The 25,813-nt window shown below is 59.7% G+C and carries 22 protein-coding genes; 6 read left to right on the forward strand and 16 right to left on the reverse strand.

What is annotated here, in order from left to right; all coding sequences use genetic code 11:
• Positions 1-776 precede the first annotated feature (776 nt).
• On the forward strand, positions 777-1,127 hold the full coding sequence (locus ACR0MM_RS02790) for a hypothetical protein (RefSeq protein WP_480694267.1): 351 nt from the start codon (positions 777-779) through the stop codon (positions 1,125-1,127).
• 102 nt (positions 1,128-1,229) lie between these two features.
• Here the strand turns inward: ACR0MM_RS02790 and ACR0MM_RS02795 are convergent, their stop codons facing one another.
• From ACR0MM_RS02795 to recA, 4 genes are all read right to left on the reverse strand, one after another.
• Positions 1,230-1,823, reverse strand: coding sequence for a transglutaminase-like cysteine peptidase (locus ACR0MM_RS02795; protein ID WP_480694269.1), 594 nt, complete (start codon positions 1,821-1,823; stop codon positions 1,230-1,232).
• A 408-nt stretch (positions 1,824-2,231) separates the two neighbouring features.
• Positions 2,232-2,519, reverse strand: coding sequence for a DUF1330 domain-containing protein (locus tag ACR0MM_RS02800; protein ID WP_093962104.1), 288 nt, complete (start codon positions 2,517-2,519; stop codon positions 2,232-2,234).
• A 1-nt stretch (position 2,520) separates the two neighbouring features.
• Positions 2,521-5,193, reverse strand: a complete 2,673-nt coding sequence (alaS, locus tag ACR0MM_RS02805) for an alanine--tRNA ligase (protein ID WP_480694271.1) — start codon at positions 5,191-5,193, stop codon at positions 2,521-2,523.
• 141 nt (positions 5,194-5,334) lie between these two features.
• Positions 5,335-6,399: a recombinase RecA gene (gene recA, locus ACR0MM_RS02810; RefSeq protein WP_170339099.1), complete on the reverse strand. Its 1,065-nt coding sequence runs from the start codon at positions 6,397-6,399 to the stop codon at positions 5,335-5,337.
• A gap of 306 nt (positions 6,400-6,705) precedes the next feature.
• On the opposite strand from recA, the gene ACR0MM_RS02815 reads away from it, so the two are divergent.
• The gene (locus tag ACR0MM_RS02815) at positions 6,706-7,299 is read left to right on the forward strand and encodes a gamma-glutamyl kinase (protein ID WP_480694273.1); all 594 of its coding nucleotides are present in this window, start codon (positions 6,706-6,708) and stop codon (positions 7,297-7,299) included.
• Here ACR0MM_RS02815 and ACR0MM_RS02820 read toward each other — a convergent pair.
• From ACR0MM_RS02820 to guaB, 3 genes are all read right to left on the reverse strand, one after another.
• Positions 7,296-9,587, reverse strand: a complete 2,292-nt coding sequence (locus ACR0MM_RS02820; protein ID WP_480694276.1) for a two-component system sensor histidine kinase NtrB — start codon at positions 9,585-9,587, stop codon at positions 7,296-7,298. The genes ACR0MM_RS02815 and ACR0MM_RS02820 overlap by 4 nt on opposite strands.
• Before the next feature lie 104 nt (positions 9,588-9,691).
• Complete coding sequence (locus ACR0MM_RS02825; protein WP_480694278.1) at positions 9,692-10,852, reverse strand: RsmB/NOP family class I SAM-dependent RNA methyltransferase; 1,161 nt, start codon at positions 10,850-10,852, stop codon at positions 9,692-9,694.
• A 28-nt stretch (positions 10,853-10,880) separates the two neighbouring features.
• The gene (gene guaB, locus ACR0MM_RS02830) at positions 10,881-12,329 is read right to left on the reverse strand and encodes an IMP dehydrogenase (RefSeq protein WP_170359199.1); all 1,449 of its coding nucleotides are present in this window, start codon (positions 12,327-12,329) and stop codon (positions 10,881-10,883) included.
• Positions 12,330-12,544: 215 nt separating this feature from the next.
• On the opposite strand from guaB, the gene ACR0MM_RS02835 reads away from it, so the two are divergent.
• From ACR0MM_RS02835 to ACR0MM_RS02850, 4 genes are all read left to right on the forward strand, one after another.
• On the forward strand, positions 12,545-14,587 hold the full coding sequence (locus ACR0MM_RS02835) for an ASKHA domain-containing protein (protein ID WP_170446064.1): 2,043 nt from the start codon (positions 12,545-12,547) through the stop codon (positions 14,585-14,587).
• Between the two features lie 24 nt (positions 14,588-14,611).
• Complete coding sequence (locus ACR0MM_RS02840; protein ID WP_170446067.1) at positions 14,612-15,469, forward strand: class I SAM-dependent methyltransferase; 858 nt, start codon at positions 14,612-14,614, stop codon at positions 15,467-15,469.
• A 273-nt stretch (positions 15,470-15,742) separates the two neighbouring features.
• Positions 15,743-16,576, forward strand: a complete 834-nt coding sequence (locus ACR0MM_RS02845; RefSeq protein WP_480694280.1) for a helix-turn-helix transcriptional regulator — start codon at positions 15,743-15,745, stop codon at positions 16,574-16,576.
• Complete coding sequence (locus ACR0MM_RS02850; protein WP_480694282.1) at positions 16,573-17,067, forward strand: A24 family peptidase; 495 nt, start codon at positions 16,573-16,575, stop codon at positions 17,065-17,067. The genes ACR0MM_RS02845 and ACR0MM_RS02850 overlap by 4 nt, the downstream gene beginning before the upstream one ends.
• A 75-nt stretch (positions 17,068-17,142) precedes the next feature.
• Here the strand turns inward: ACR0MM_RS02850 and ACR0MM_RS02855 are convergent, their stop codons facing one another.
• The 9 genes from ACR0MM_RS02855 to ACR0MM_RS02895 all read right to left on the reverse strand — a co-directional run bounded on the left by ACR0MM_RS02855 (position 17,143) and on the right by ACR0MM_RS02895 (position 25,636).
• Positions 17,143-18,129 (reverse strand): type II secretion system F family protein, encoded by a 987-nt coding sequence (locus tag ACR0MM_RS02855; RefSeq protein WP_480694284.1) that lies wholly within the window; start codon positions 18,127-18,129, stop codon positions 17,143-17,145.
• Between the two features lie 15 nt (positions 18,130-18,144).
• The gene (locus ACR0MM_RS02860) at positions 18,145-19,173 is read right to left on the reverse strand and encodes a type II secretion system F family protein (RefSeq protein ID WP_480694286.1); all 1,029 of its coding nucleotides are present in this window, start codon (positions 19,171-19,173) and stop codon (positions 18,145-18,147) included.
• An 11-nt stretch (positions 19,174-19,184) separates the two neighbouring features.
• Complete coding sequence (locus ACR0MM_RS02865) at positions 19,185-20,579, reverse strand: TadA family conjugal transfer-associated ATPase (RefSeq protein ID WP_170338532.1); 1,395 nt, start codon at positions 20,577-20,579, stop codon at positions 19,185-19,187.
• Between the two features lie 46 nt (positions 20,580-20,625).
• A complete protein-coding gene (locus ACR0MM_RS02870) occupies positions 20,626-21,831 on the reverse strand; it encodes a CpaE/TadZ family protein (protein ID WP_093962116.1) in 1,206 nt (401 codons plus the stop codon).
• 11 nt (positions 21,832-21,842) lie between these two features.
• Positions 21,843-22,481 carry a TadE/TadG family type IV pilus assembly protein gene (locus ACR0MM_RS02875; protein ID WP_170442749.1) on the reverse strand — a complete coding sequence of 213 codons (639 nt, stop codon included), beginning with the start codon at positions 22,479-22,481 and terminating at the stop codon, positions 21,843-21,845.
• Positions 22,478-22,969 carry a TadE/TadG family type IV pilus assembly protein gene (locus ACR0MM_RS02880; protein ID WP_170338526.1) on the reverse strand — a complete coding sequence of 164 codons (492 nt, stop codon included), beginning with the start codon at positions 22,967-22,969 and terminating at the stop codon, positions 22,478-22,480. Before ACR0MM_RS02880 ends, ACR0MM_RS02875 begins: the two co-directional genes overlap by 4 nt.
• A complete protein-coding gene (locus tag ACR0MM_RS02885) occupies positions 22,966-24,486 on the reverse strand; it encodes a pilus assembly protein TadG-related protein (protein ID WP_367647078.1) in 1,521 nt (506 codons plus the stop codon). Before ACR0MM_RS02885 ends, ACR0MM_RS02880 begins: the two co-directional genes overlap by 4 nt.
• Positions 24,467-25,291 carry a Flp pilus assembly protein CpaB gene (gene cpaB, locus ACR0MM_RS02890; RefSeq protein ID WP_170363423.1) on the reverse strand — a complete coding sequence of 275 codons (825 nt, stop codon included), beginning with the start codon at positions 25,289-25,291 and terminating at the stop codon, positions 24,467-24,469. Before cpaB ends, ACR0MM_RS02885 begins: the two co-directional genes overlap by 20 nt.
• 162 nt (positions 25,292-25,453) lie before the next feature.
• Positions 25,454-25,636, reverse strand: coding sequence for a Flp family type IVb pilin (locus ACR0MM_RS02895; protein WP_093962121.1), 183 nt, complete (start codon positions 25,634-25,636; stop codon positions 25,454-25,456).
• Between the last annotated feature and the right edge of the window lie 177 nt (positions 25,637-25,813).

Genomic DNA, 25,813 nt, shown 5'->3' on the forward strand with positions numbered 1-25,813 from the left:
AGTATTTGCTTCAGCTTCATTGCCGCTGATGTCCGGCGGGCCTGTTGTCGCCGCGGACAAGTGTACCATCCAGACCGCTCGGCAGTCGGTTTCCACAGAAACTCTGTGTGCCTGTACGGTCGTGGATGCACGGATGCTGCGTTACATCCAGCGTCGTGCCGATTTTGAAGACATTCTTGCCCGCACTTTGCAGACCTGCCCGGCCTTCGCGGCCGTACTGACGGATTTCCCGACCGCGTCGATTGGTACAGTCGAACAAAGATCCGGCGACGGACCTTCGGACCCGGGCGGTAGTTCTTCGGGTGGCAGCTCCAGTGGCGGCAGTTCGTCTGGCGGCGGCGGAGTTACTCCAACCGGTGGCGGTAGCTCCAGTGGAGGCGGTTCCAGCGGTGGCAATCCTCCACCGCCGGCACCTCCGGGAGGTTCAGGCGGTAGCTCCAGCGGAGGTAGCTCCAGCGGTGGTAGTTCCAGTGGCGGCAGCTCCAGCGGTGGGTCCGGCGATGGTGGTGGCAGCTCCAGCGGCGGTAGCTCCAGTGGCGGTTCCGGTGACGGTGGCAGTTCCAGCGGCGGTAGCTCTAGCGGTGGGTCCGGCGATGGTGGCGGCAGCTCCAGCGGCGGTAGCTCCAGTGGCAGCTCCAGTGGCGGCAGCTCCAGTGGCGGTTCCGGTGACGGTGGCAGTTCAAGTGGCGGCAGCTCCAGTGGAGGGTCCGGCGATGGTGGCGGCAGCTCCAGCGGCGGTAGCTCCAGTGGCGGTTCCGGTGACGGTGGCAGTTCCAGTGGCGGTAGCTCCAGTGGCGGTTCCGGTGATGGTGGCAGTTCCAGTGGCGGTAGCTCGAGCGGTGGCTCTGGTGATGGCGGCTCGGGCGGTGGCGACGGCGGTGACGGCGGCGGCTCGGGTGATGGTGGATCAGGCGGCGGCGACGGCGGTGACGGTGGCGGCTCGGGTGATGGCGGCTCGGGCGGCGGCGACGGTGGCAGCTCAAGCGGCGGCAACGGTAACGGCGGCGGCAACGGTAACGGCGGCGGCGTTAACGGTAATAATGGCGGTGGAAATGGACCAGAAGGCGCAAGCCCTGGTCAGGGCAACAACGCCAACAATGACGAGGACTAACCGCCTTTGGTCGTGATGCCACGTTTCAGTGGCAATCTGGCATACAAATGAAAAAGGGCGATGAATTCATCGCCCTTTTTTGCTGGAGCCTTTAAGAAACTCAATTCGCTGTGGCTTCTTAGCTTCGCCCGTAAATCCCAACCCAACGCTGGGGCTGTTTCGGATCCTGCATCCGAAGGAACAAATAGCGTGTGGCCGACCACGGTTTGATCCGATTGGTCAGGTTGTCCAGCACGAGATCACCCTGATTGGAGCGGTAAACCAGAACCGCATGGGGGCCGCGGCGGGTATCCAGAACGGTCGCCAGCAAAAGCTTGTTGGGATCAATTCCAGCCTTGATCAGGTCGCGCTTTTTCAGCAGCGCGAAATCCTCGCAATCACCGCCGCGCGATGTTGGCAGGGCCCAACGCTCCCGCGTCTTGTACTGCACTTGGTCCGTGACCTCACGCGTTGTCGCATTGACCTGGGCATTGATTTGCTTGACCAGTCGCAGTTCCTGATGGCTGGGCAGCGAAACCGACTTCTTGTTCGCACAAGCCCAAGCATACTGGCGGCACAAGGTCCGTGCGCCCGACGGCGGTGGCGAAGCCGAAAACCCCGAAATGAAAGCTGTCTCTGAAGCGCTGGCTTGTCCTGTCGCAAGAACGGCACCGCCGATCACCCCCAACACACCCAGAGCCAATGTGGCCTTGCTGGCCGCGCGACTTGCCATTGTGTTGAGCCTGTCCAAAACCCGATTCATGCCTGTCCCTCGATCCCATACGTTCGACTGACTGCCGCTTCTGAGGACCATATTCTGCTTTTGGAAACTATCCGTTAACAGACTGGCTCTGGCAATCCTTCGTCAGGTTGTCGGCAAAAAACGGCGGAAATTCGTAACTCAATATGACCTTTTCTGCGCAAGAAAATGGCGAAGCCTGACACAATTAGAGGTAGAGCGTCATAATTTCGCCGCCGCAAAAAATCTCAACCCATTGAAAGTTTGAGGGAAATTTTGTTGCGGGACGTGATCACCGGAACACTATCGGCCCAATTCCAGGATCGGCGTCGCAACTTTGGCTGACGTTGCGTCACCCAAAGCGGGTTCCGGAGCCAATCCAAGACCGGCTCCGGTTGATTCTCACTCGGTCGTTTCGACGACCAGCAATTCGCGCTCGCTTGCGCCCCGGGCGTGGCTCAGGGCTTCTTGGTATTCAGCCGAGTTGTAACAGGCGACGGCGGCTTCAACCGACGGGAACTTCGCCACGACATTGCGGGGCCGCTCTTTGCCTTCCAGTTGGACATAGCGTCCTGCACGGGCAATGAACGTGCCCCCATGTTTGGAAATGGCCGGGCCGGCAAGCTCGGCGTATTTGCCATAAGCTTCGGCATCAGTAACCGTGACATGTGCAATCCAGAGTGCTGGCATCTTATCCTCCCAAAACCTCTTCCGCGGCCTTGATGGCCGCCGCGGCGTTGGCGGCATCGCGACCACCGCCCTGCGCCATGTCGGGACGCCCGCCGCCGCCCTTGCCGCCCAGTTCCTGCACGGCGGCCTTGACCAGATCGACGGCCGATATCGACTGCGTCAGGTCGCTTGTGACACCGGCAGCAACTGCAGCCTTGCCGCCCGTGTCGGCGATCAGAAGAACGGCGCCCGATCCCAGCCGCGCTTTGTGCTCATCAATGAGGGCCGGCAGATCCTTGCCCGACACACCATTCAGAGCCTGTGCCAGGAACTTGACGCCGTTGATCTCTTTGGCTTCCGCGCCGCCGCCTTGACCGGCTCCACCGGCCATCGCCAGATCGCGGCGCAGTTGCGCCACTTCGTTCTGCAACGACTTGCGCTCGTCCAGCAGAGCTTTGATGCGATCGACGACATCATCCGGCTGCGCCTTCAACTCGGCAGCAATCTGGCCAAGCCGCCGATCCTGCTCGGTCAAGTACCGCAATGCAGAGTCCCCGGTCAGAGCCTCGATCCGCCGCACGCCCGCGCTGCTTGCACTGTCACCCAGAATGACAAAGGTCCCGATATCTCCTGTCTGGCGCACATGCGTACCGCCACACAGTTCGATCGACCAGGTTTGGCCGTCGTGGCCCTTGCCGGTCTGGGCCTTGCCCATCGAGACGACCCGGACTTCGTCGCCGTATTTCTCACCGAACAACGCCTGTGCCCCCAAGGCGCGGGCATCGTCCGGGGTCATGATACGGGTTTCGACCGTCGAGTTCTGACGAATGAACTCATTCACCTCGCGTTCCACGGTCTGCAACTCAGCCTGTGTCAGCGCTTTGGCGTGGCTGAAATCAAACCGCAGACGGTCGGCAGCATTCAACGATCCGCGCTGTGCAACATGATCGCCAAGCGTTTCTCGCAGCGCTTCGTGCAGTAGGTGGGTCGCCGAGTGGTTCGCTCGGATGGCCGAGCGCCGGGCGTGATCGACTTCGAGCTCGACGGCATCACCTTTGGCGATCGCACCGCTGTCCACGACGATCTTGTGTGCATAGACCTTGCCATCCGCGAACTTCCGGGTGTCTTCGACCGTCGCGCTCTGGGTGCGATCTTCAAGACGGCGGATGCTGCCGGAATCGCCAACTTGGCCACCCGCCTCGCCGTAAAAGGGTGTCTGATTTACGACCACCCAGCCGGATCCGCCCTGCTCGATACGGTCTACAAGGTCACCGTCGACCACCAGGGCCACAACCTGACCCTCAGCCACTTCTGTTTCGTAGCCCAGGAAATCGGTCGCACCGCTTGCGTCCAGTATGTCGAACCAGACTGCCTGATCTGCAGCCTCACCCGAACCAGCCCAGGCGGCGCGCGCCTTCGCCTTCTGCTCGGCCATGGCGGTGTCGAATCCGTCGGTATCAACCGTCCGACCTTTTTCGCGCAGGGCATCCTGGGTCAGGTCAAGCGGGAACCCATAGGTGTCATACAGCTTGAAGGCGGCATCCCCGGGCAGTGGCGCCCCGTCCGGCAGGCCCGCCACTTCGTCATCCAGCAGTTTGAGGCCGCGGTCCAGCGTCTGCTTGAACCGGGTTTCCTCCAACAACAACGTCTCTTCGATCAGAGCCTGAGCACGACCCAGCTCGGAATACTGCGCGCCCATCAATTGAACCAGTGTCGGAACAAGCTTGTGCATGACCGGATCCTTGGCGCCCAGAAGATGCGCATGGCGCATGGCCCGGCGCATGATCCGGCGCAGGACATATCCGCGACCATCATTCGAGGGCATGACCCCGTCAGCAATCAGGAAAGAGGTCGACCGCAAGTGGTCGGCAATTACCCGATGGTGCACATTCTGATCGCCATAGGGGTCCACATGCGTGACTTCGGCCGAGGCCTCGATCAGTGTCTTGAAAAGGTCGGTGTCATAGTTGTCATGGCTGCCCTGCAGCAACGCGCCGATCCGTTCCAGACCCATGCCGGTATCGATCGACTGCATGTCCAGTTCACGCATCGAGCCGTCTTCGAACTGCTCGTTCTGCATGAAAACGATATTCCAGATCTCGATGAACCGGTCACCGTCTTCCTCGGCCGATCCCGGAGGTCCGCCCCAGATGTGGTCGCCGTGATCATAGAAGATCTCGGTACAGGGGCCGCAGGGGCCGGTCGGGCCCATCTGCCAGAAATTGTCGCTGGTGGCGATGCGGATGATCCGGTCTTCGGGAACGCCGACTTTCTTCCATATCTCGAACGCCTCGTCATCGGTATGATAGACGGTCGTCAGCAGTCGATTCTTGTCGATCCCGAACTCCTTGGTGATCAACTCCCAAGCGAACGGAATCGCTTCCGATTTGAAATAGTCTCCGAACGAGAAGTTGCCCAGCATCTCGAAGAACGTGTGGTGGCGGGCCGTGTAACCGACATTGTCCAGGTCGTTGTGCTTGCCGCCGGCGCGCACGCATTTCTGCGCCGTGGTGGCACGTGTGTAGTCGCGTGTCTCAAGGCCGGTGAACAGGTTCTTGAACTGCACCATGCCCGAGTTGACGAACATCAGCGTCGGGTCGTTGCGCGGCACAAGCGGGCTCGACGCGACCACTTCGTGCCCTTGTTTGGCAAAGTAGTTCAGAAAGGTTGAGCGGATATCGTTCAGCGTGGGCATTGGGCTCTCTCAGCGCGCATTCATGATCTATCGCGACGGTTTAGCCCCCTGCCCGCCGATAGTCCACAGGATTGCTGCAGTGCAAACGAAACAAGGTGAACCCGAGGGCTCACCTTGCCAGTGTTCTCTCTGATCTTCCGATCAGGCTTCGAGGATATCATCCTCATCCGCCGCAGGCGGCATGTCGAAATCAAGTCCGTGCGCGGCACGGATCTTATCCTCGATTTCCAGCGCAACCCGACTGTTGTCCCGCAGGTATTGCTTGGCGTTTTCACGCCCCTGCCCGATCCGCTCATCCCCATAGCTGAACCACGAGCCGGACTTTTCGACCACTCCAGCTTTGACGCCTAGATCCAGCAGTTCGCCCATCTTGCTGATGCCCTCGCCATACATGATGTCGAATTCCACCTGCTTGAACGGCGGGGCCACCTTGTTCTTGACCACCTTCACGCGGGTCTGGTTGCCGACCACCTCATCGCGGTCTTTGATCGCGCCGATGCGGCGGATGTCCAGGCGGACCGAGCTGTAGAATTTCAGCGCGTTGCCTCCGGTCGTAGTTTCCGGGCTGCCGAACATGACGCCGATCTTCATGCGGATCTGGTTGATGAAAATCACCATGCAGTTGCTGCGGGCGATCGAGCCGGTCAGTTTGCGCATCGCCTGGCTCATCAGCCGGGCCTGCACGCCCACGTTGCTGTCGCCCATGTCGCCTTCCAGCTCGGATTTCGGCGTCAGCGCCGCCACAGAGTCCACCACGACCATGTTCACCGCCCCGGAACGCACCAGCGTATCGGTGATTTCCAGCGCCTGCTCACCCGTGTCGGGCTGCGAGATCAGCAGTTCGTCCAGATCCACCCCCAGCTTGCGCGCGTATTGCGGGTCCAGCGCGTGTTCCGCATCGACGAATGCACAGACGCCGCCGCGTTTCTGCTGCTCGGCGATACAATGCAGGGTCAGGGTCGTCTTGCCCGAGCTTTCCGGGCCGTAGATTTCGACAATCCGACCCATCGGAAGTCCGCCAATGCCAAGGGCAATATCCAGCCCAAGCGACCCGGTTGAACTGGCTTCGATCTCCTGCCGGGCACCATCGCCCAGTTTCATGATCGAGCCCTTGCCGAACTGCCGCTCGATCTGCGCCAACGCGCTGTCCAGCGCCTTTTGCTTGTCGGGGTTTTTCTTGTCGTTCATTGTCAGAAGATCCGCCATTGTCCTGTCGCCTTCCCTTTTGTCACACCCATCACCGGGCGGCAATCGCTGCTTTGTTCGCCTCTTGTTCCTTATGAGATCAAAAAGAGAACATTTCAACAAAAACTTTCATTCCTTACCATTCGATGAAGAGGTTAAAAAGTCGTTTACTCTGATCTCGAAACTGCTCAATCATGCCCAAGGCTCTGTCTTTTCAATGAAACTTTGCTTGCGCAGGCTGGCGATTTTGTGCGGAAGCAATTGACCTTGGCTGCCGGGGCGGACAATCATGTGGCACGACAGCCTTCGGCGCAGGAAAGACATGAAATGCTGATCTTCTTCAAGGAACGCCTTGCGCTTTTGTCCCTGCCCAAAACCGGAAGCACCGCCTATCAGGTCGCGTTGCGGGACCGGGCGGATATCGTGGTGTCGGGTCCACCGGATCTGAAACATGCGCCGGTGCGTCGCTACGACCGTTTCTTCCAGAACATTTTCCGCAAGATGTACGACACTGAAATGGAAATCATGGCCGTCGTGCGCGAACCCGTCGATTGGCTGGGCAGCTGGTACCGGTACAGGACGCGCACCGAATTGACGGGCCACCCGCATTCGACCGACGGCATGTCTTTCGACAAGTTTGTCCAGGCCTATATGCTATCGCCCCGTCCCGCGTTTGCCGATGTCGGCAGCCAAACAGAATTCTTACGGACCCGCAGCAACGGCGCCGGTGCTTCGCACATCTTTCGCTACGAACACCAGGACGAGATTCTGGACTTCCTTCAAGGTCGGCTGAACGCCCGGATCAGTCTGACCCGCGAAAATGTATCCCCCAAACGGGAACTGATACTGTCTGACCAGACCTTGGATGCATTCCGCAAGGCTCATGCTGCCGAGTTTCGTCTGCATCAGCAGGCGCGTTAGTTGAGGTGCTGAAACACCGCCTCGGTCAATTGTGTCAGTGAAAAAGGCTTGGGCAGGAAGGTCGAGTGCCTGATCTCAGGCCCAGCATCCCCAAACGCGCCTTCGGTATAGCCCGACATGAAGACCACCCGCACATCGGGCCGGCTTTCCAGCGCCTTGGCAACCCAGGTTGGACCATCCATTCCGGGCATGACCACGTCCGTGACGAAGACGTCGACGTACAGGTTCTGATCCTCGAGAATGCGCAACGCGTCCTCGGCCGAGCCCGCCTCAAAGACGGTATAGCCCTTGAGGCGCAAGGCACGGGTGGCAAAGGCGCGTACCGGCGCCTCATCCTCGACCAGCAAAACGACACCTTCGCCTTGATGCGCGTTCGGTTCCGGTTGTGCCGGCGGTTCGATCGCAACCTCGGTGTCTCGTGCCAAGCAGACCGGCAGCATGACGTTGAACTCGGTCCCACGCCCTTCGGTGCTGTCCACGAAGATGAAGCCGCCGGTTTGCTTGACGATGCCATAGACCGTCGACAAACCCAGCCCGGTCCCCTCGCCTGTCCGTTTGGTCGTGTAGAAGGGTTCGAAAATCTTCTGTAGCTTGTCTGACGGAATACCGACGCCACTGTCGATGACCTTGACCGAAACATATTCGCCCACCGGAACCGTCGCCCTGTCCCGCATCAGCGGCTCGATCAAAGAAAACACCTCGGTTTCGATACGGATTTCTCCTCCGTCGGGCATCGCATCGCGCGCGTTTACAACCAGGTTCATGATGACCTGTTCCAACTGCCTCTTGTCTGCGCGAACGGGCTTGAGAACCGGATCATGACTGAGGATCAGCTTGACCTTCTCGCCCACCAGGCGGTTCAACAAGTGGATCAGGTCGGAAATAGTATCGCGCAGATCCAGCACTTCGGGTCGCAGAGTCTGTTTTCGGGAAAAGGCCAGCAACTGGCTGACCAACGCAGCGGCCCGGTTGGCATTCTGGTTTATCTGGACGAGATCGCCGTAGTTCGGATCACTTTGATCATGGCGCAGCAGCAGCAGGTCGCAATGTCCGGAAATGGCGGTCAGCAGGTTGTTGAAATCATGCGCCACACCGCCCGCCAGCTGCCCGACCGCCTGCATCTTTTGCCCCTGGACGAACTGAGCCTCCAGCGTCTTGAGTTCGGTCGCGTCGTTCAGCACGGCAACAAGGCGCACCTCACCGTTCTTGACGATGCGGGTCAGGGTCAGTTGCACGAAGACCTCTCGGTCCTTTCCACCCAGCCGCAGGAATTCGGAACGTGGTGGCCCATCGCACGCGGCGACCTGAAGCAGCCAGTCCCGCAAGGGATGCCCCAATCCGCTCAGAATCGTGTCGATATTGGTCTGACCCAATTCAACATCACCGATCAGCTTGCGCGCCAATCGATTGGCATCCAGAATCTCTCCGCCCGGAGCGAGGTGCATCATGGGTACCGGGACGTCGGCGAAAGCCGTGGTCCACTGATCTGCAGGCGCGTCGTCAAGCACGACCAGCGCTATATCCCGGCCCGCGCTGGTTTTTTGAACTTCGCACACGAATACCCGCCGCGAACCTTCTTGAGCAGGCAGGCGCAGAACCGTTTCACCGGATATGACCTCCGGCGTCAGAGCCTCGGCCGCGCCCACCTCGTTGCCTCGGAGCATCGCCTCGGCCGCTGCATTCATGTTCAGGACCACGTCATTTCGCCCGAGCGTCACGATCGGAAGCGAAGTATACGCCCAAGGTTGCCGACCCGAGGCCTTGATCCGCCACAGGTACAGATCATCGCCAAGGTCGATCGCCAGAACTGGAATTGTCGTACCCTTTGTCACGATGTCTTCTGCCGCGCGCCCTTCGACTTGCGCCAATGACTGCATCCGAACCAGTATTGCCGCAGGATTGGCGAAAACGGACCGCAAACACATGTCCAGCCTTGCGCCTGTCGAGGCGTTGAACCTGTCCCGCGCTGCGGAGTTCACGATCAGCACCCGCCCGTTGGCATCCGTGATGAAACCCGGAGCGGGCTCTTTTTCCAGAAACGACGCGAGAATGGTTTGCGCCTGTTTGTCAACGCGGTACGAGAACCATCCGCGCAACAGAACAAACGCGCCAACGGCCAGAAAAGACCCTCCAACCGCCAGCAGGCCAGAAACCAACCGGGGTGAGAACGGAAAGAGCTGTGCGAGAATGACCAACAAAAGCGCGACACCGACCAGAGAAATGGCCCGCGACCAGCTCGGAAAATGTCGCCCGGTCAAGCTTGGCGTAAATTGAGCGACTTCGGTCATCAACAACTCGATTCAAAATCAATCCAGGGCATTTCGTGGTACAAAGAGTTAATATCCGCTTAAGAAATCCAGCGGACATTCTCCTTTAAGTTGTTTTCAGCGTATCAGCGTCGCGTCAAGTGAGCGGAATAGAAGCCGTCGGTGCCGTGTACAACCTGCCACAATCGGCTGAACGTGCATTGCCATTCCGGATGCGCCGACAGGAACGTGTCTATGACGCCTCTGTTTTCGACATCCAGCATCGAACAGGTGGCGTAGGCCAATACACCGTCATCACAGACGAGGGGTGCGGCCGCGTCCAGAATGGACAATTGTGTCTGAGGCAACTGGGCCAATTGCTCGGGCGTCAATGCCCATTTGCCCGCAGGTGCGCGCCGCCACGAGCCGCTCCCAGAACAGGGGGCGTCAGTCAGCACCACGTCAAACGGGCCGTGTTCTTCCAGGTCATCCGTAGACAGGATGGAAATGTGCGCTCCCGCCCGTTGCGCTCGGTCAGGAAGGTCACGCATACGCCCGGGGTTGGCGTCATGGGCGAAGACTTCGACACCGCCAGAGGCGGCCATGGCCAACGCTTTGCCGCCACCCCCGGCACAATAGTCCAGAACCCTCATGCCGGGTCTTAGGTTCAATGCAGCAACGACAGCCTGGCTCGCCGCATCCTGCAACTCGACCAAGCCGTCACGATAGCTTTGGGATTGCGAAATCTTCCGGGCACCTTCGACAACTTCAAGCGCTGTCTCGCAGGCCGGGTGAGGCGCAGTGGAAATCCCTTCCCGCGACAGTGCATCCACCGCCTCTTGCAAACTCGTGCGGGCCAGATTGACCCGCAGGTGAACCGGAGCGCGTGATTGCAGCGCGGCGGCGGCCTCTCTGGCATTTTCACCAAGCGACCGCTCGAAGACCGGCCAAAGCCACTCGGGTATGTCAAACTGCTCGGCTTCCGTTTCGATTGGACGTCCGACCTCGTCCGCCGTGACGGGGTCTGGGGCGTGACCAACTCCGTTGAACAGATCGACCGGGTCCTGGCCCCGGGACCGCAGAGCGCCCAACATCAGGCCTCGCCCGGTCCTTGCACCGCCGATCGCAGCGAAAGACCGAAGATGCCGAAGCGCGTCAAAGATATGGTCGCGGATCGCCGCCCTGTCCTTCGATCCCGCAAAACGGCTGCGCCGCGCCCAACCCGTCAACGCTTTCTCGGCGGGAGTTCCGCCAAGAAAATCGTCTAGGATTTCGATAGCGGCCTGAACGCGCGCGCCTGGGGTCATGTCGAGGTCCTGAGTTCGACGGAAACCATCACATCACGCGATAGTTTGGGCTTTCGCGTGTGATCTGCACGTCATGCACGTGGCTTTCTTTCAAACCCGCTCCGGTGATCTTCACGAACTGACAATTGCGGCGCATTTCATCAACGGTCGCGCAGCCGGTATAGCCCATGGCAGCACGCAGCCCGCCGACCAGTTGATGAACGACGGCGCTGGCCGAGCCCTTGTAGGGCACCTGTCCCTCGATCCCCTCGGGCACCAACTTGTCATTCGCGGCGTCTTTCTGGAAATAACGATCGGCCGAGCCGCGCGCCATCGCGCCCAGGCTGCCCATGCCGCGATAGGATTTGAAAGAGCGGCCCTGGTACAGGATCACCTCGCCCGGGCTTTCGTCGGTGCCGGCGATCATCGAGCCAACCATGGCGCAGGACGCGCCCGCCGCGATGGCCTTGGCGAAATCGCCCGAGAACTTGATACCACCATCGGCGATGACCGGCACGTCGCCAGCCGCAGCCGAGCAATCCATGATTGCCGTCAACTGGGGCACGCCGACACCGGCCACCATGCGCGTGGTGCAGATCGAGCCCGGCCCGATCCCGACCTTGACCGCATCGGCGCCAGCGTCGATCAGGGCCTTGGTTGCGTCGCCCGTTGCGACGTTGCCCGCGATGATCTGCACTTCGTTCGACAGGGCCTTGATCCGCTTCACCGCGTCCAGCACCCCTTGGGAATGGCCGTGCGCCGTGTCGACCACGATGATGTCGACGCCAGAGTCGACCAATTGCTCGGATCGTTCAAAGCCGGCATCGCCAACCGACGTGGCCGCCGCAACCCGCAGCCGACCCAGATGGTCTTTGCAGGCCGTGGGGTTCAGCACCGCTTGTTCCGTATCCTTCAAGGTCAGCAGACCGGTCAGTTTGCCCGATCCGTCGACGACCAGCAGCTTTTCAATCCGGCGAGCCTTCATCAGGCTCTTTGCCTCTTCCAGGTCGGCCGGCTCCTGCAGCATCGCCAGATTATCCGTGGTCATCATCGCGCGGATCGGCTGGTCGTCCGACGTGGCAAAACGCATGTCGCGGTTGGTCACGATGCCCACGACGCGGCCTTCGTCATCCACCACCGGGAACCCCGTGAAGTTGTAGCGTTCAACCAGGGCCTTGGCATCGGCCAGCGTTTGATTGGCGCGCAGGGTGACGGGGTTGTAGACGATGCCGGATTCGAAGCGTTTGACCCGGCGCACCTCACGCGACTGCTCCTCGACGGTCAGGTTCTTGTGGATGACCCCGATGCCCCCGGCCTGCGCCATTGCGATGGCCATCCGCGCCTCGGTCACCGTGTCCATGGCCGAGCTGAGCAGCGGTATGTTCATGGTGATCGCGCGCGTCACGCGCGTGGACGTGTCCGCCGTTGCCGGCAGCACCGACGAGGCCGCCGGAACCAAAAGAACGTCATCAAAGGTGAGTGCCTCACGAATCTGCATCTGCTAACCCCATGCAAAACCCCGTTTGGCGGTGACCCTATTGCATGGTTTCGACCAAAGGAAAAGCCCCTGCCCCAACTTGTTCGCCCACAAACCGCCGCGATGGCGCGGAAAACGACGCAAGCCGCGCAAAACCTGCCGCGGATTGGCCTTTCCCTTTGCCGCGAAACCCATATCTTGCCGCCATATGCGCGAACACCAAAAAGGCATCCGTCATGACCACCGATCCCCTTGTCGTCTTTACCCCTTCGGGCAAACGCGGACATTTCCCCGTTGGCACTCCGATCCTGACGGCGGCCCGGCAGCTGGGGGTCGATCTGGATTCGGTCTGCGGTGGGCGCGGGATCTGCTCGAAATGCCAGATCACGCCCAGCTATGGCGAGTTTCCCAAACACGGCGTCACGGTCCGCGAAGACGCGCTGAGCGAATGGAACGCGGTTGAGCAGCGCTATGACGACAAACGCGGTCTGAAACCGGGCCGGCGTCTGGGCTGTCAGGCCACCGTTCAAGGCGACGTGGTGATCGACGTTCCGCCCGAAAGCCAGGTTCACCGCCAGGTGGTGCGCAAGGCCGCCGCCGCGCGGGCCATCACCATGGACCCGGCCACGCGCCTGTATTTCGTGGTGGTCGAAGAACCCGACATGCACTCGCCCACCGGCGATCTTGAACGGCTGGAGCGTGCGCTGCGCGAGCAGTGGCAGATCGACGCCGTCACCGCCGACCATTCGCTTCTGTCGAAACTGCAGCCGACCCTGCGCAAGGGCAAGTGGGAAGTCACGGTCGCCCTGCACAAGGGCCACAAGGACAGCGTGGCGCGCATCGTCGAAATCTGGCCCGGCCTGCACGAAAACGGGCTGTACGGGCTGGCCATCGACCTCGGTTCGACCACCATCGCCGCGCATCTTACCGATCTGGACACCGGCGAGGTCAAGGCCTCCTCCGGCCTGATGAACCCACAGATCCGGTTCGGCGAGGATCTCATGAGCCGCGTCTCGTACGCGATGATGAACCCCGGCGGTGATCAGGAAATGACCCGGGCCGTGCGTGAGGCGATCAACGATCTGGTCACCTCGATCGCTGAGGAGGCCGGGATCGACCCGGCCCTGATCGTGGAAACCGTGTTCGTCTGCAACCCGGTGATGCACCACCTGCTGTTGGGTCTGGACCCGGTCGAACTGGGCCAGGCGCCGTTTGCGCTGGCCACGTCGGAAAGCGTGTCGCTGCCCGCGCGCGAGATGGATATGACCACGATGAACCCCCGCGCGCAGGTCTACATCCTGCCCTGCATCGCGGGCCATGTGGGGGCCGACTGCGCCGCCGTGGCGCTAAGCGAAGAGCCGGGCAAGTCGCAGGACCTGGTTTTGATCGTGGACGTCGGCACCAATGCCGAGATTCTGCTGGGCAACACGACCCGCGTGCTGGCTTGTTCCTCGCCCACCGGACCGGCTTTCGAAGGTGCGCAGATCAGCTCGGGCCAGCGTGCCGCGCCCGGCGCGATCGAGCGCATTCAAATCGACCCCGTGACCAAGGAACCCCGGTTCCGGGTGATCGGCTCGGACAAGTGGTCGGACGAAGACGGGTTCGAGGCCGACATCGCCACCACCGGCATCACCGGCATCTGCGGGTCGGGCATCATCGAGGCGGTGGCCGAAATGCGCATGGCCGGCCTGCTGGACGAGAGCGGACTGATCGGCTCGGCCGAACAGACCGGCAGCAGCCGCTGCATCCCCGAGGGACGCACTCATTCCTACCTGATCCATGACGCCAGCGCCGAGGGCGGCCCGCGCATCACCGTGACCCAAGGCGACATCCGGGCGATCCAGCTGGCGAAATCCGCGCTCTATGCCGGGGCGCGGCTGCTGATGGACGAGATGGGCGTGGACAAGGTCGATCGCGTGGTGCTGGCCGGAGCGTTCGGTGCCCATATCTCGACCAAACACGCGATGGTTCTGGGCATGATCCCCGACGCGCCGCTGAACAAGGTCCAAAGCGCCGGCAACGCCGCCGGTACCGGCGCGCGCATCGCGTTGTGCAACATCGCTGCCCGGGCCGAGATCGAACGCGTGGTGCGCGAGATCACCAAGGTCGAAACCGCGATCGAGCCGAAATTTCAGGAGCATTTCGTGGCCGCCAACGCGATCCCGCACAAGACCGACCAGTTCCCGGAACTGGCCAAGATCGTCACCCTGCCCGCCCCGTCCTTCAACACCGGAGGCGATGCGGAAAAAACTGGCCGCCGTCGCCGCAGAAAGGCATAGTCCGGAAAACTGCGGAGGACCCCCATGCAAACAGCAAACGAAGATCAGGCTGAATACTGGGGCAACTCCGAGTCCGGCACCAAGTGGCTGACTTTTGAGGACAAACTGGACCACATGCTGGCCCCGGTTCTGGACCTCGTTCTGGAACAGGCCGAACTGGAACCCGGAATGCGCGTGCTGGACATCGGCTGCGGGACCGGCGCCAGCACCATCGCGGCCGCCCAGCGTGTCGGACCGCAGGGTCATGTTCTTGGCGGCGACATTTCTGAGCCGTTCCTAAACCGAGCGCGGGAAAGGGCCTTGTCCGCGGGTGTTGAAAACGTCGATTTCCAATGCGTCGACGCTCAGGTCGCCCCGTTCCCCGAGGGTGCGTTCGACGCTGCGATATCGCGCTTCGGTGTCATGTTCTTTCAGGATTCGGTTGCGGCGTTTGCCAACATCGCAAAAGCTCTGGTCCCCGGCGGACGGATGACCTTTGCCGCGTGGGGGCCGCTGGCCGACAATCCCTGGTTCAGGATTCCCCACATGGCCGCCACAGCGCATCTGGGCCACCCTCCAAAATATGGACGCTACGCACCCGGGCCACTGGCCTTTCATGACATCGATCATGTGACCGGGATGATGGCAACGGCAGGTTTGGATGACATCTTCGCCAACCCTGTAAGCCTCCGACTGCCGGGGCTTGGATCGGTGGAGGCCACCGCCGAGCTATGCACCCGGGTCGGGCCGGCCGCGCGCGTGATAGCGCATTTTGAAGGCGATGAGGCCGACGAACGAAAAATCCAAAGCGCCGTAGCTGAGGAGTTTTCGAGTTTTCAAACGGCAGATGGGTTTGGCATCCCGGCGGTCATCAACGTCTTTCAGGCCCGCAAGCCCTCCTGATACACCAGATCGTGTCGCCCTTGGCCAATCATACCCGCTGACCGGTATTGTTTCCGATCGTCAACTCTTTGCAGCCTTTTGAGCCTAATTGTCTGCGTTTTTGCCAGTGTTTTTCTCACCATCCGGAAACTTAATAAGATTCTTGGTGATTTTTGCGTAAAAATCGTAAAATATGAATGTATTGGGCAGAGTAATTCAAATCTATAGAAGCCGCTGAACCGGTTCGCTTTAGTGAGTAAGACGTTTACCAGTTGGTGCTACATGGACAGGGGGATGGGCCGTGCAGGTGCGTGGCTACCGAACACGCAACACACACGCGCATTGATCAATTTCATTCAATGGAGCCAGGGCGGAGTGGTTCTGGACGCTGCGTTGACCGAAGTTGTCAACGCGTTTGGAGCCGATTGCGGTACCCTCAGCCGTGTCTGGCTCAATAAAGGTGGCAGCCGAATAGCTGCGCGCGCAGATACCCGTGACAAGACAATAAGTCGGCCGCTTTTCCTTTCCTTTACGAATGACGTGATTGGTCCGTTTGCGAGCAAGCCAAAGAAAGGCGTCGTCTTCAGCCTCAAGGATCACGGGAAACCCATAAACGAGTTTTCTGCCGTTGTTCTGGACTGGATCTCGCACCGCAAGCTGCACGATATTCTGTTTGTCTGTCTCGACAACCAAGGCTGCGAAATCGATTTTCTGGAGCTGCATTTCGCCAAAGGCCTCGAACCCGGCTGGCGCGAAGCGATAGAGACAGTCGCACCCGAAATTTCCGAGATCTACCGCAACAGACGCGCCGGTCTGATTACCGAAGCACTGTCTCGCCAATCCGTAACGACCATCCAAAGGGCGGTGAATGACGCGCCGCTGATGAGCCTCGAAAACCCAGCGGGCCTGACACGGGCCGAATGGCGGGTCTGCGTTCTGATTTCCCGGGGACTGTCGCAACAGTCCATTGGATCCGAGCTCGAGATTGGTCCCGCGACTGTGAGAACGCATCTCAAGCATATCTACGGCAAGACAGGAATGGAGAACTTCCACATGTTGGCCCGACGGCTGGTTTCGATCGAAGAACGCGAAGCCTTGCACGGCAGACACAATCAGGCACGCGCATGATGATTAATCTGCCTTGGCATATCTGGGTACCACTGTGGTTGATGGTGCCGCTGTTCATGGCGGTGGCGTGGACGGACCTAACCGAATACCGGATACCGAACCTGTACTGCCTTATAGGGTTTGCCCTGTTTCTGGTCGGGTCCCCTGCCCTCGGTTTGCATGAAGTTGGATTGCGATTGATCGCCGCCGGGCTTTGCTTTGGGATCTGTTTTGCCCTTTTCGCCGCCGGTTGGCTGGGGGGCGGAGACGCCAAAATGCTACCGGTGGTCTTCCTGGCGATACCGACCCAAGCCCTTTCGACATACATGCTGCTGCTTTCTGCCGCGATGGCGTTTGGACTGACCAGCTTGACCCTGCTGCGCCTGTTCGTCCGACAACCGACAGGAAAGCTTGCAGCAACGCTCAGCGGACGCGAGTTTCCTCTTGGGATTGCCATAGGCCTTTCAGGCCTGATCCTGGCCGGCTGGTCGATGCTGCTTTACAGCGCCTGAAAGAGCGCGACCCAAGTCGGGGACGCACAGTTGACCTCGTGTGGGCCCGAGAGCGCCGCACCCACAAAAACAGCGTCATTTCACGAAGGTTTCGACGTATCGAATGATGATCGGCGCAAGGATCAGCCCCGCGATCGAGGGCAACATCAGGCTCGCCATGACGGCGGACATCTGCACCGGCAACTTGTTGGCTTTCTCCTGCGCGCGAAGCTCTCTCAGTTCGCGCATTTCTTCGGAATACGTAGTCAAGGCGGCCGACAACGGGACACCGAACCGAGACGACTGGAGAACGACGCTCACGAACGAACTCATTTCGTCGATCCCCGTCCGGCGCGCCATTCTCATCAACGCAACTTCACGGTCGCGCCCGGCCTGAATCTCGCTCAGGGCAATCAGAATTTCCTCGGACATTTCGGGCGATACAGTCTGCATTTCCACTGCAACTTTGAGAAGCGCCTGGTCAAAGCCCATTCCCGCCTCGATCCCAATCTGGAGCAAGTCCAGCATGTTCGGGAACGCGTTTTCCATGCGACGTTTACGCTCCTTGATCCGAGCGCTCATCCAAAGTTGGGGGATGAAAAACCCGATGCCGCAGAGGATGCCAAGGTTCCGCAAGATCTGAAACGAATTCAGACCAGACACATAGTCGTTGATCGTAGCACCGATACTGGACGCAGGCTGCCAAGACATGAGGACAAGAAAGACAAGCGGCAGAAACGTCGCCAAGCCCAAACGGATCAGATAGAAATTGGCGATTGCATTCCGGCCGCGAAACCCTGAGCGCGCAAGCACTTGGCCAACTTCGAACCTGACACTTGCATCACTTGGGATAAGTGCAGCGCTCAGCCCGGTCGGTGTATCGCCCTCCACCTTTTCCGGCACAAGACGTGCAAGGCTCTGGCCCCTTGTTCGTTTGGGCAGCATCCGTTCGGCTGCTGTAGACCGATCGCCGAGCGACGATGATATCCCAAAGAATGCAACGATCGCGCCGGCGGCAACAACGCCCAGGATCATAAGTTGGGAAATAAGACCGGTGTCGAGTAGCGAGTTCACGATTTCCATTTCGACAACCCTCCCTCAGATCCGGAAATTGACAAGCTTTAACAAAACGATGGCGTTCAGAACGATGGCCGCTGAAATGACGCTCATGACGGGCCAGAAAATCGGGTATTGCACCACGCTTCCGTAATAGTCCGGCGTCATGACCGTCATCACGAGGGCAATCCCGACAGGAATGAACGACAGGATATAGGCGGTCATCCGACCCTCGGCAGAAATGGCCTTGATCTTGCGCCGCAGAGACATGCGGGCACGGATGACGCGCGCCAATGTTCGCAGAATGCCGGCCAGATCGCCACCAGTGCCGTGCTGCATCGTCAGCGCGACCGAGAGGTACTGGATATCCTCTTCATCTACCCGGTCTGCCATGTTGCGAATGGCGGTCGTCAACTCTTCCCCATAAGCGACTTGGTCCACGACCAGACCGAATTCAGTTCCGATCGGATCGGGCATTTCGTTTGCCACGCTCTGCAAGGTAGTGTTCAACGGATGTCCGACCTTCAACCCACGCGACATCAGGTCCAACGCATCCGGCAATTGCTTGATCAGCGCGGCCTTGCGCCGTCTGAGGTTGGCGCCAAGGTAGACCAACGGGGCCAACAGGAAGCACACAGCGCTTACAGGAATGACCGTCAGTGGGTTGGCCACCAGTGAGCCTCCGATCGCCGAAACCAGAAAAGCACCCCCACATCCCAACAGGAACATTTCCGGCACCATGTGCAGGCCCGATGCCGCAAGGGCACCCGGCAAGTCGCCGACCAGCGGAAACGACTTCATGAGTGGTTTGCTCTCCCGCGGTTTGAGCAATTCCAGAACGTCCTCGCCAGTCTTTCCCTGGTTCAGCATCTGGATGCGCCGGTTTATCGCCTCTTCCCGGTTTTCTCCGCGCTTCAAAAGCTGACGGACCCCTTCGAAAGCAATCAGGGCGCCGAGAAATATCAAGAGTGACAGAACAAAGCGGACATCGTAACCGCCCACTTCCATCTCTGGTCCGATCAACGAGTCTATGCTGTGCGTCGAAAAGAAGGATCTGAGATCTTCCAACATGGCTGGGTCCCTCAGTTGAACTTGATCGATGACAGGTCGACACCCGCCGCCGCCAGCGCATCGCTGGATTTCGGTCGGATACCGGTCGGCATGAAGCGCCCGAGGATGTTGCCGGCCTCGTCCTTGCCTTCACGTTTGAAGACGAAGATGTCCTGCATGGTCACGATATCGCCCTCCATGCCGGTGATCTCGGCAATCGAGGTGACACGGCGGGTACCATCAGACAGGCGGTTCAATTGCAGAACAAAGTGAATTGCCGAAGCGATAGTCGCGCGGATTGCTGCATGCGGCAGCTCCAGCCCGCCCATTTGCACCATCTGCTCGACCCGGGAAAGTGCATCGCGTGGGCTGTTGGCGTGTACCGTCGTCATCGACCCGTCATGGCCGGTATTCATCGCCTGCAACATATCGAATGCTTCGGAGCCGCGCACCTCGCCGATGATGATCCGATCCGGACGCATCCGCAGCGCGTTTCGCACAAGGTCTCGTTGGGCAACGGCGCCAGTACCGTCGAGGCCAGCAGGCCGCGTTTCCATGCGCAAGACATGTTCCTGCTGAAGCTGAAGTTCGGCCGCGTCTTCAATCGTGACGATCCGCTCCCGAGGGCTGATATACGACGACAATGCATTCAGCATCGTGGTCTTGCCCGATCCGGTTCCGCCCGAGATCAGCACGTTCATCTTGGCTTCAACCAATCCCCGCAGCAGTTTGGCCGCGCTTTCGTTCAAGGCCTCGTTTTTGATCAGGCGTTCCATCGTCAGCGGAACCCGCGAGAATTTTCGAATGGAAAGCGCCGGCCCGTCCAGTGCGCAGGGCCGAATGATCGCGTTGACGCGGCTGCCATCTTCCAACCGCGCATCCACCCACGGTTGCCGTTCATCAATACGGCGACCGATCCGGCTGACGATCTTGTCGATGATCCGCAGCAGATGACGTTCGTCACGGAAACGTGCCGATGTCTTTTCGAGGATGCCCGAGCGCTCGACAAAAATCTGCGTGTGGCCGTTCACGAGGATATCGTTGATCGTGGGGTCGGCCAACAACGGTTCCAGCGGGCCCAAGCCAAGCACCTCGTGCATCAGCTCTTCGACAAGCTGCTTGACCTCCTCGCTGCGCATCGCACGGCCTTCGGCGCGCAGCAGTTCGGTGACATGTCGCCCAATTTCGCCCCGCAGTGTTTCTTCCTCGACCTTTTCGATAACGGCGAGGTTCAGCTTGTCCAGCAACGAGTTATGCAGTCGTGCCTTGAGATCTATCCGATCGTTCTGGATGTCATGCATCAATACGAGGTCATCGCCGGAGCCATGAACCGGCTTGCCGATCTGAGCAAACTGCTTGGTGTCCAACGGCACAACTTTCGAAGCGTCCGGTTTTTCCTGGCCTGGTCGGTCGAATTCTCGAAACATCTACTTAACCTTCTGCAAATATTTAACTATTCCGAAACACTCTGCCTCAGTGCTGGCCGACCCGAGGCGGCAAAGACAGGCATGTCTCGTGTGCCAGCTTTCGGATTGCGCGTGTCATCGGTGCGCGGGATGAAACATCTTCCAACGGCACGCCCCGATCGACCGACTCGCGTACTGTGCGCTCGTCGCGAGGCACCCAAAATGCAAAGTCCTTTTCAAGGAGTTTTGCCGCCGCTCTGTGGTGCGCCGCCGGAATGATGGGTTTCTTTTCAAGGTTGGCGACCAGTTGAATTTCCAGTGCTGGATTTTCCGCTTGGTAGAAATCCATCAGCTTGCGGGCCGAGCGAACGGACGGAACGGCAACGTCCGTCACCAAATATAGACGGTCCGCTTGCGTCAGGACGGGCGTAATCCATTCCACCAGCGCCCGCGGCAAATCTACCACGACGTAGTCATGGGTACGTTTGAGGGAATCCAGAATGGCCGAAATCTGCTCTTCCTTGATTGCAGTCAACGGACCATAGCGCGACGGAGCCGCCAGGATATCGACCCCGCAGGGCGACTTGACCATCGCCTGTTCCAAAAAGGCACTGTCGGGAATGCTGCCTTCCATGGCCATGCGCCACATCGCGTCGCTTTCGGCGACATCCATCAAGGCAGCAATCGAGCCGAACTGAAAGTCCAGATCCACCAGTGCAACCGAGTTCGACGCCGTCTTTTTCAGGAAGCCGGCCTTGGATTGAAGCTCGTTCGCCATATTGGCCGCAACCAAGGACGATCCGACGCCACCACGAGATTTGCCAACCGCGATCAACTTGCCAAGTGTGGCTTGTCCACCCCAAACGGCGGGAAGCTGCGCCTGCCGCCGGGCACGGATCGCATCCACCTGCGGAATGATCTCCTCATGGATTGCATTGCGCGGCAGCACGTCATCAACTCCAAGCTTTTTGAGCTGTCGGGCCTTCTCAAGCGGCAGATCTTCAGACGCCAGGGCGATAATGATCGCATTGGGCATGCGCGCATCACAAATCTGCTGTGCGGTCTGCAACAGCTCGGGCGAACTGTCATCCACATCGAACAGAACCACGTCATGACGCGCTGACAAGGCAACGGCCGTCCCGTTGACCCGCGCGACAGTGTCCTTGCGGCCCGTAAAGCGGCAATTGCTCAGCCCCTCCAACGACGTTTCGATTGCCGCGAAAATCTCTTCGTCCGGTGAAATCAACAGCACTGAAATCTGCTTGGCACTCATGACTCTTCTCCTTACTCAACGGCACCGATGGCAAGATCCTCGGCCGGGACGGATGTGCTCATCGTTGGGATTGAAATGGTGTTGGGGCTGCTGGCGGATATAGCAGGGTTGCCAGCAGCAAGGGCGACCAGCGGCCCAATTGGCAGCGCGAAATCGTAGTCCAGGTTTACCAGTTCGGCTGTAACTACCGGCGTATAGGGTCCACCAAGAAAACCAAGACGAGGATCGTGCGAATAGGTGATTTGCACATTTGCCGCGGTGGCTCCGGGCGGCAGCAGCATTTCGATCTCGTCCCAGATCCGGCTGCCATAGGCGGTTGATGCGTCAAGCTGACACGGCGCCGGCAGGTTCGGAGTGGCGCAGATGCTGCCGCTGCGGCACAGCGCGCCGAACTTGGTTGTTGCGGGGGCGCCACCGGCCAGCGTGTGCGTGTTTGGCATCGCGCCACACAGTGGCGGCCCGACCGTGGCAAGCCGAGAGGCTTTTTGCATCGCTTTCTGCGCCATCGTCGTGGACCAGTAGAGCCGTCCGTACTCGAGAATTCCAAACACGAGCACCAGGAACAACGGAACGACCATGCCCAGCTCGACCAGTGCCGACCCGTTTTCACGTCGCCAGAAAGCGCGCGCCATATGCAGGTTTCCGGTCATACCCCAAACACCCGGCTCTGATCCGAGATTTCGGTGTCGAGAGGCCCCAGCGCCGCCCCGAAAAGGCTAAAAACATTTCCAAACAGGTACTCAATCCGGATCTGAGCCGTGACCTCGACCACCGAAGTCGGATTGATCCGGTACACGCCAGCCCGCGAGATACAGCGCGGCGTGACGTCGATAACGGTTGTGCCATGCGGCATGATCGACGAACCGCCCAACTGGTTCTGGACGATGTCCGTGGCCAGAGCGTCATAGCTGCCGACTCCGCCCGCTGCGCACAAGTCCAACGGTGCGATCCGCGCGATCATACGCGAGGCATCGCGCACCCCGGCCGATGTTGCCTGATGAATCCAGGTGATACGCCCACCTTCGATGATCACGGCAAAGAACAGCAGGATCAACGGAAGTACGATCCCGAACTCGACCATCGGGGCGCCGGCCTCGCACGACCGCAACCGTCGGATATGCCGAACGAGCCGAGTCATCGATACAACCTCACGACATCGCGAAAGATGCCATCATCGCTGCTGCCACCGACTCCACCGCCGACCTGCTCGACCACCTCGACATAGATGTCAAAATCAGTCCCCGAGGATTCTTCGAGCGGCTGGATCAGGAAAACCTTTACAAACTCCTGCACCGGAACGTTCTCCGCGCGTCCCGCGACCGGATTGGCACCGCAGTTTATGGCGGCTGCGATAAATGTGCGGCGGTCAGGGTCGTCCAGCGTTGTGCTCGCGCATTGCGGGCGGCCGGACTCGCTGCGCCCGAACAGCACATCACCCGTGCCAGCCCTGGCGATCTCGTCGAGATACATTTCGTATCGCGTGTTTCCAGTCGGGTTGCCCAGCGGGTGTGGCGTCAGATCGTTGGCGGGGCCGTCGCCATAGTTCATGTCCAGATAAGCTGCTTTACCGGAGGTCCAGACACCGTTCCCAAAACGGCCGCCATGCGCGCAGGTGCCGGCGGCGAAGCAATCGTCGGGCGGAAACGGCATCGAGTCGGTCGAAACCTCGGGATTGTTCTTCAGGCAGCTTCCGCCAGAGTTTTCCCAGCCCGCGATGACCTGCGGTCCGGGCGCATAGTCTTCATCATTCTTGAGCTTGCTCATCGTCGAGTGAAAAATATCGAACCGTGAATTGTAGATTGCGCTGCCAATGCCATTTCGCTGACCGGGTTCGGTATCGACCCCGCGCTGAGACACGCATTGCGTCAGGTTTCCATGCGCCGCGATCAGGCAGATATAGAGTTTGGATCCGGTCTGCCCCGCGCAAGGACCGTTGGGGTTTATGCCGATGTCCGTCGGGTCGAGGAAACCAAAATTCCCCGGCCCCCAAGCGGCACCGTTACCTCCAGTACGTAACTTGATGGTCGATCCCTTGTTTGCATTCGCTGTCCAGCCGGGAGGGATGCAGAACATCAACGGCGTCACATCACAGGCATATTGGGTGTAACCCGCAATCGCGACGGCCTCGACATCCTCATCCGGGCGAGTCACGCCCAACAGATCCGCGAGGGCCCGACCGAACGGAAGGAAAACGGTTCTAGGGGTCGCGGTCACCTCAACCAGAACGGCAAGAGCGGGATCGGTCGTAACAAACCCATCGACTGGATCATTGTCATCCGGATCGGCGGCAGGATCGGGCAGTCCCGACAGAAACCGCAGCGAATAATCTGCGGCCGTCCCCAGATCTTGGCTGCCCTCGGCAAAGAACTGGGAGTCTTCGATCATTCCGGCTGCTGCAGCCGTGGCGCGTGTGATCGCGTCACTGCCGCCATCCAGTTCTCCGGCGGCGGCCAGAGCCACGTGATCGGTATAAGCCTGCAGGTCGGTCTGCGTAGAAGCCAGTCGCCCAAGATCGAAGGTCAGCGCCGCCATGCCAACGATCACGGTCATGCAAATTCCGACGAAAACCAGAATGGTCCCCTGTTCGTCGTCCTTTATGTTGCGCAACGTGGGCATGAACAGACCTCGCGAGCGATCAGTTGGACACGGTTGCATTCGTGGGGTTGCCGGCAACAGGAACTTCCTGGACGTCCGTGGTGCCCCGACGCACCTTCACGATCGGCTTGGGCGCGCCCTCTGCAACCGGCGACTTTTCAAGCAGAATGTCGCTGAGGCGGATGGCCTCCAATGGCTTGTCTTCCTGGATTTGCAGGGACCGCAGCGACAGGCTGAGTTGCCCGGCTTTCTGAGCCAATGCCAACCGCTGTCCCTGGTCCGGCGTGACTTCGACAGTCACCGTTCGGGCAATCCCGGGCTGGTCGACATCTTCATCTGCCGTCTGATCAACACCAATGACACGGATGTTTTGCAGGATCGTCACCGCCCGCAGCGACTCGTTCTTGCCCTGCGTCAGCACGATATCAACAAAGTCACCTGGTGTGACGAACCCGCCAACACCGGTCTGCGCATCCACATTGATGGCCATTGCACGATTGTTTTCGCCCAAGGTCTGAACGATGGTGACCTTCTCACCGAAGTCAGAAACCTTTGATGCCAACAGGATTTCACCCTGCGCCAACGCGCGCTTGGCGCGTCGTGGATCGACACCTGCTGTGGGCAGAACATCTTCGAAACTTGTAAATACACCTGCCGGCACGGAATCCGCCGGCCAGTCGATGGCGGTCAACTTGTGACCTTCAATCGGCGATCCGAACGGGATCTCTTCTGCTGCTGCGACCACGCGAACGATCGTCGGATCAGCGGCGGCCTGGCTCCGTCTCAGCTGCTCCTGCGCGATCATCACGGCGCCACCCGCCAGACCCACGCCAAGAATAGTCATCATCAAGGATTTCAATCGCATAGGTCCCTCCAAATAGCCGGGCCGGTCATTCTGAAAACGTGGAGCCAGTCCTTGGCCGAAACTGCGTCACGCGGGACGCCGAATGCCGAGACTGGGCTGGTTCTGGCTTCCCGCCGTCGTCGCGGCGGAAAACCAGTTGCTTTTCAGGTCAAAACCACAGGATTACGGGCGTGTTGCAGCCGTGTTGGCGTCATTGAAGTTGGTGTTGGTTGTGCCGCCCAGACCGGTCAGCAGGGTCCCGCCAACAGCGATCGCGATGAACAGTGCGATACCGTATTCGACAAGAGTGGCGCCACGCTCGTCACGGCGCAGACGAATGAAAAGACTACGAATTGCCTTCGACATGATTTGAACTCCAGTTTGTACTCATTAATGTGCGTATTTCGCACAGGAACGAGGGTTCCCCCGTCAGTTCAAATCGTATCGGGCCCGCATCTCGCAAACCTCCCCACAAACGAAAAGGATTTCCCGTTTAACGCGAGAATTCATTCATTTTGGCTTTTTTGTGGCGGGATTTTGGCG

This window comes from Ruegeria sp. BC6, from assembly GCF_056539185.1.

Excerpts from the sequence above, each read along its gene's own strand:
- ACR0MM_RS02820 (WP_480694276.1), bottom strand. The coding sequence starts at position 9,587 with ATGACCGAAGTCGCTCAATTTACGCCAAGCTTGACCGGGCGACATTTT.
- ACR0MM_RS02850 (WP_480694282.1), top strand. The coding sequence starts at position 16,573 with ATGATGATTAATCTGCCTTGGCATATCTGGGTACCACTGTGGTTGATG.
- ACR0MM_RS02875 (WP_170442749.1), bottom strand. The coding sequence starts at position 22,481 with ATGACCGGAAACCTGCATATGGCGCGCGCTTTCTGGCGACGTGAAAAC.
- ACR0MM_RS02855 (WP_480694284.1), bottom strand. The coding sequence starts at position 18,129 with ATGGAAATCGTGAACTCGCTACTCGACACCGGTCTTATTTCCCAACTT.
- ACR0MM_RS02885 (WP_367647078.1), bottom strand. The coding sequence starts at position 24,486 with ATGCAACCGTGTCCAACTGATCGCTCGCGAGGTCTGTTCATGCCCACG.
- ACR0MM_RS02825 (WP_480694278.1), bottom strand. The coding sequence starts at position 10,852 with ATGACCCCAGGCGCGCGCGTTCAGGCCGCTATCGAAATCCTAGACGAT.
- cpaB (WP_170363423.1), bottom strand. The coding sequence starts at position 25,291 with ATGCGATTGAAATCCTTGATGATGACTATTCTTGGCGTGGGTCTGGCG.
- alaS (WP_480694271.1), bottom strand. The coding sequence starts at position 5,193 with ATGCCCACGCTGAACGATATCCGCTCAACCTTTCTGAACTACTTTGCC.
- ACR0MM_RS02840 (WP_170446067.1), top strand. The coding sequence starts at position 14,612 with ATGCAAACAGCAAACGAAGATCAGGCTGAATACTGGGGCAACTCCGAG.
- ACR0MM_RS02895 (WP_093962121.1), bottom strand. The coding sequence starts at position 25,636 with ATGTCGAAGGCAATTCGTAGTCTTTTCATTCGTCTGCGCCGTGACGAG.
- ACR0MM_RS02835 (WP_170446064.1), top strand. The coding sequence starts at position 12,545 with ATGACCACCGATCCCCTTGTCGTCTTTACCCCTTCGGGCAAACGCGGA.
- ACR0MM_RS02795 (WP_480694269.1), bottom strand. The coding sequence starts at position 1,823 with ATGGCAAGTCGCGCGGCCAGCAAGGCCACATTGGCTCTGGGTGTGTTG.
- ACR0MM_RS02880 (WP_170338526.1), bottom strand. The coding sequence starts at position 22,969 with ATGACTCGGCTCGTTCGGCATATCCGACGGTTGCGGTCGTGCGAGGCC.
- ACR0MM_RS02845 (WP_480694280.1), top strand. The coding sequence starts at position 15,743 with ATGGGCCGTGCAGGTGCGTGGCTACCGAACACGCAACACACACGCGCA.
- ACR0MM_RS02865 (WP_170338532.1), bottom strand. The coding sequence starts at position 20,579 with ATGTTTCGAGAATTCGACCGACCAGGCCAGGAAAAACCGGACGCTTCG.
- ACR0MM_RS02815 (WP_480694273.1), top strand. The coding sequence starts at position 6,706 with ATGCTGATCTTCTTCAAGGAACGCCTTGCGCTTTTGTCCCTGCCCAAA.
- guaB (WP_170359199.1), bottom strand. The coding sequence starts at position 12,329 with ATGCAGATTCGTGAGGCACTCACCTTTGATGACGTTCTTTTGGTTCCG.
- ACR0MM_RS02870 (WP_093962116.1), bottom strand. The coding sequence starts at position 21,831 with ATGAGTGCCAAGCAGATTTCAGTGCTGTTGATTTCACCGGACGAAGAG.
- ACR0MM_RS02800 (WP_093962104.1), bottom strand. The coding sequence starts at position 2,519 with ATGCCAGCACTCTGGATTGCACATGTCACGGTTACTGATGCCGAAGCT.
- recA (WP_170339099.1), bottom strand. The coding sequence starts at position 6,399 with ATGGCGGATCTTCTGACAATGAACGACAAGAAAAACCCCGACAAGCAA.
- ACR0MM_RS02860 (WP_480694286.1), bottom strand. The coding sequence starts at position 19,173 with ATGTTGGAAGATCTCAGATCCTTCTTTTCGACGCACAGCATAGACTCG.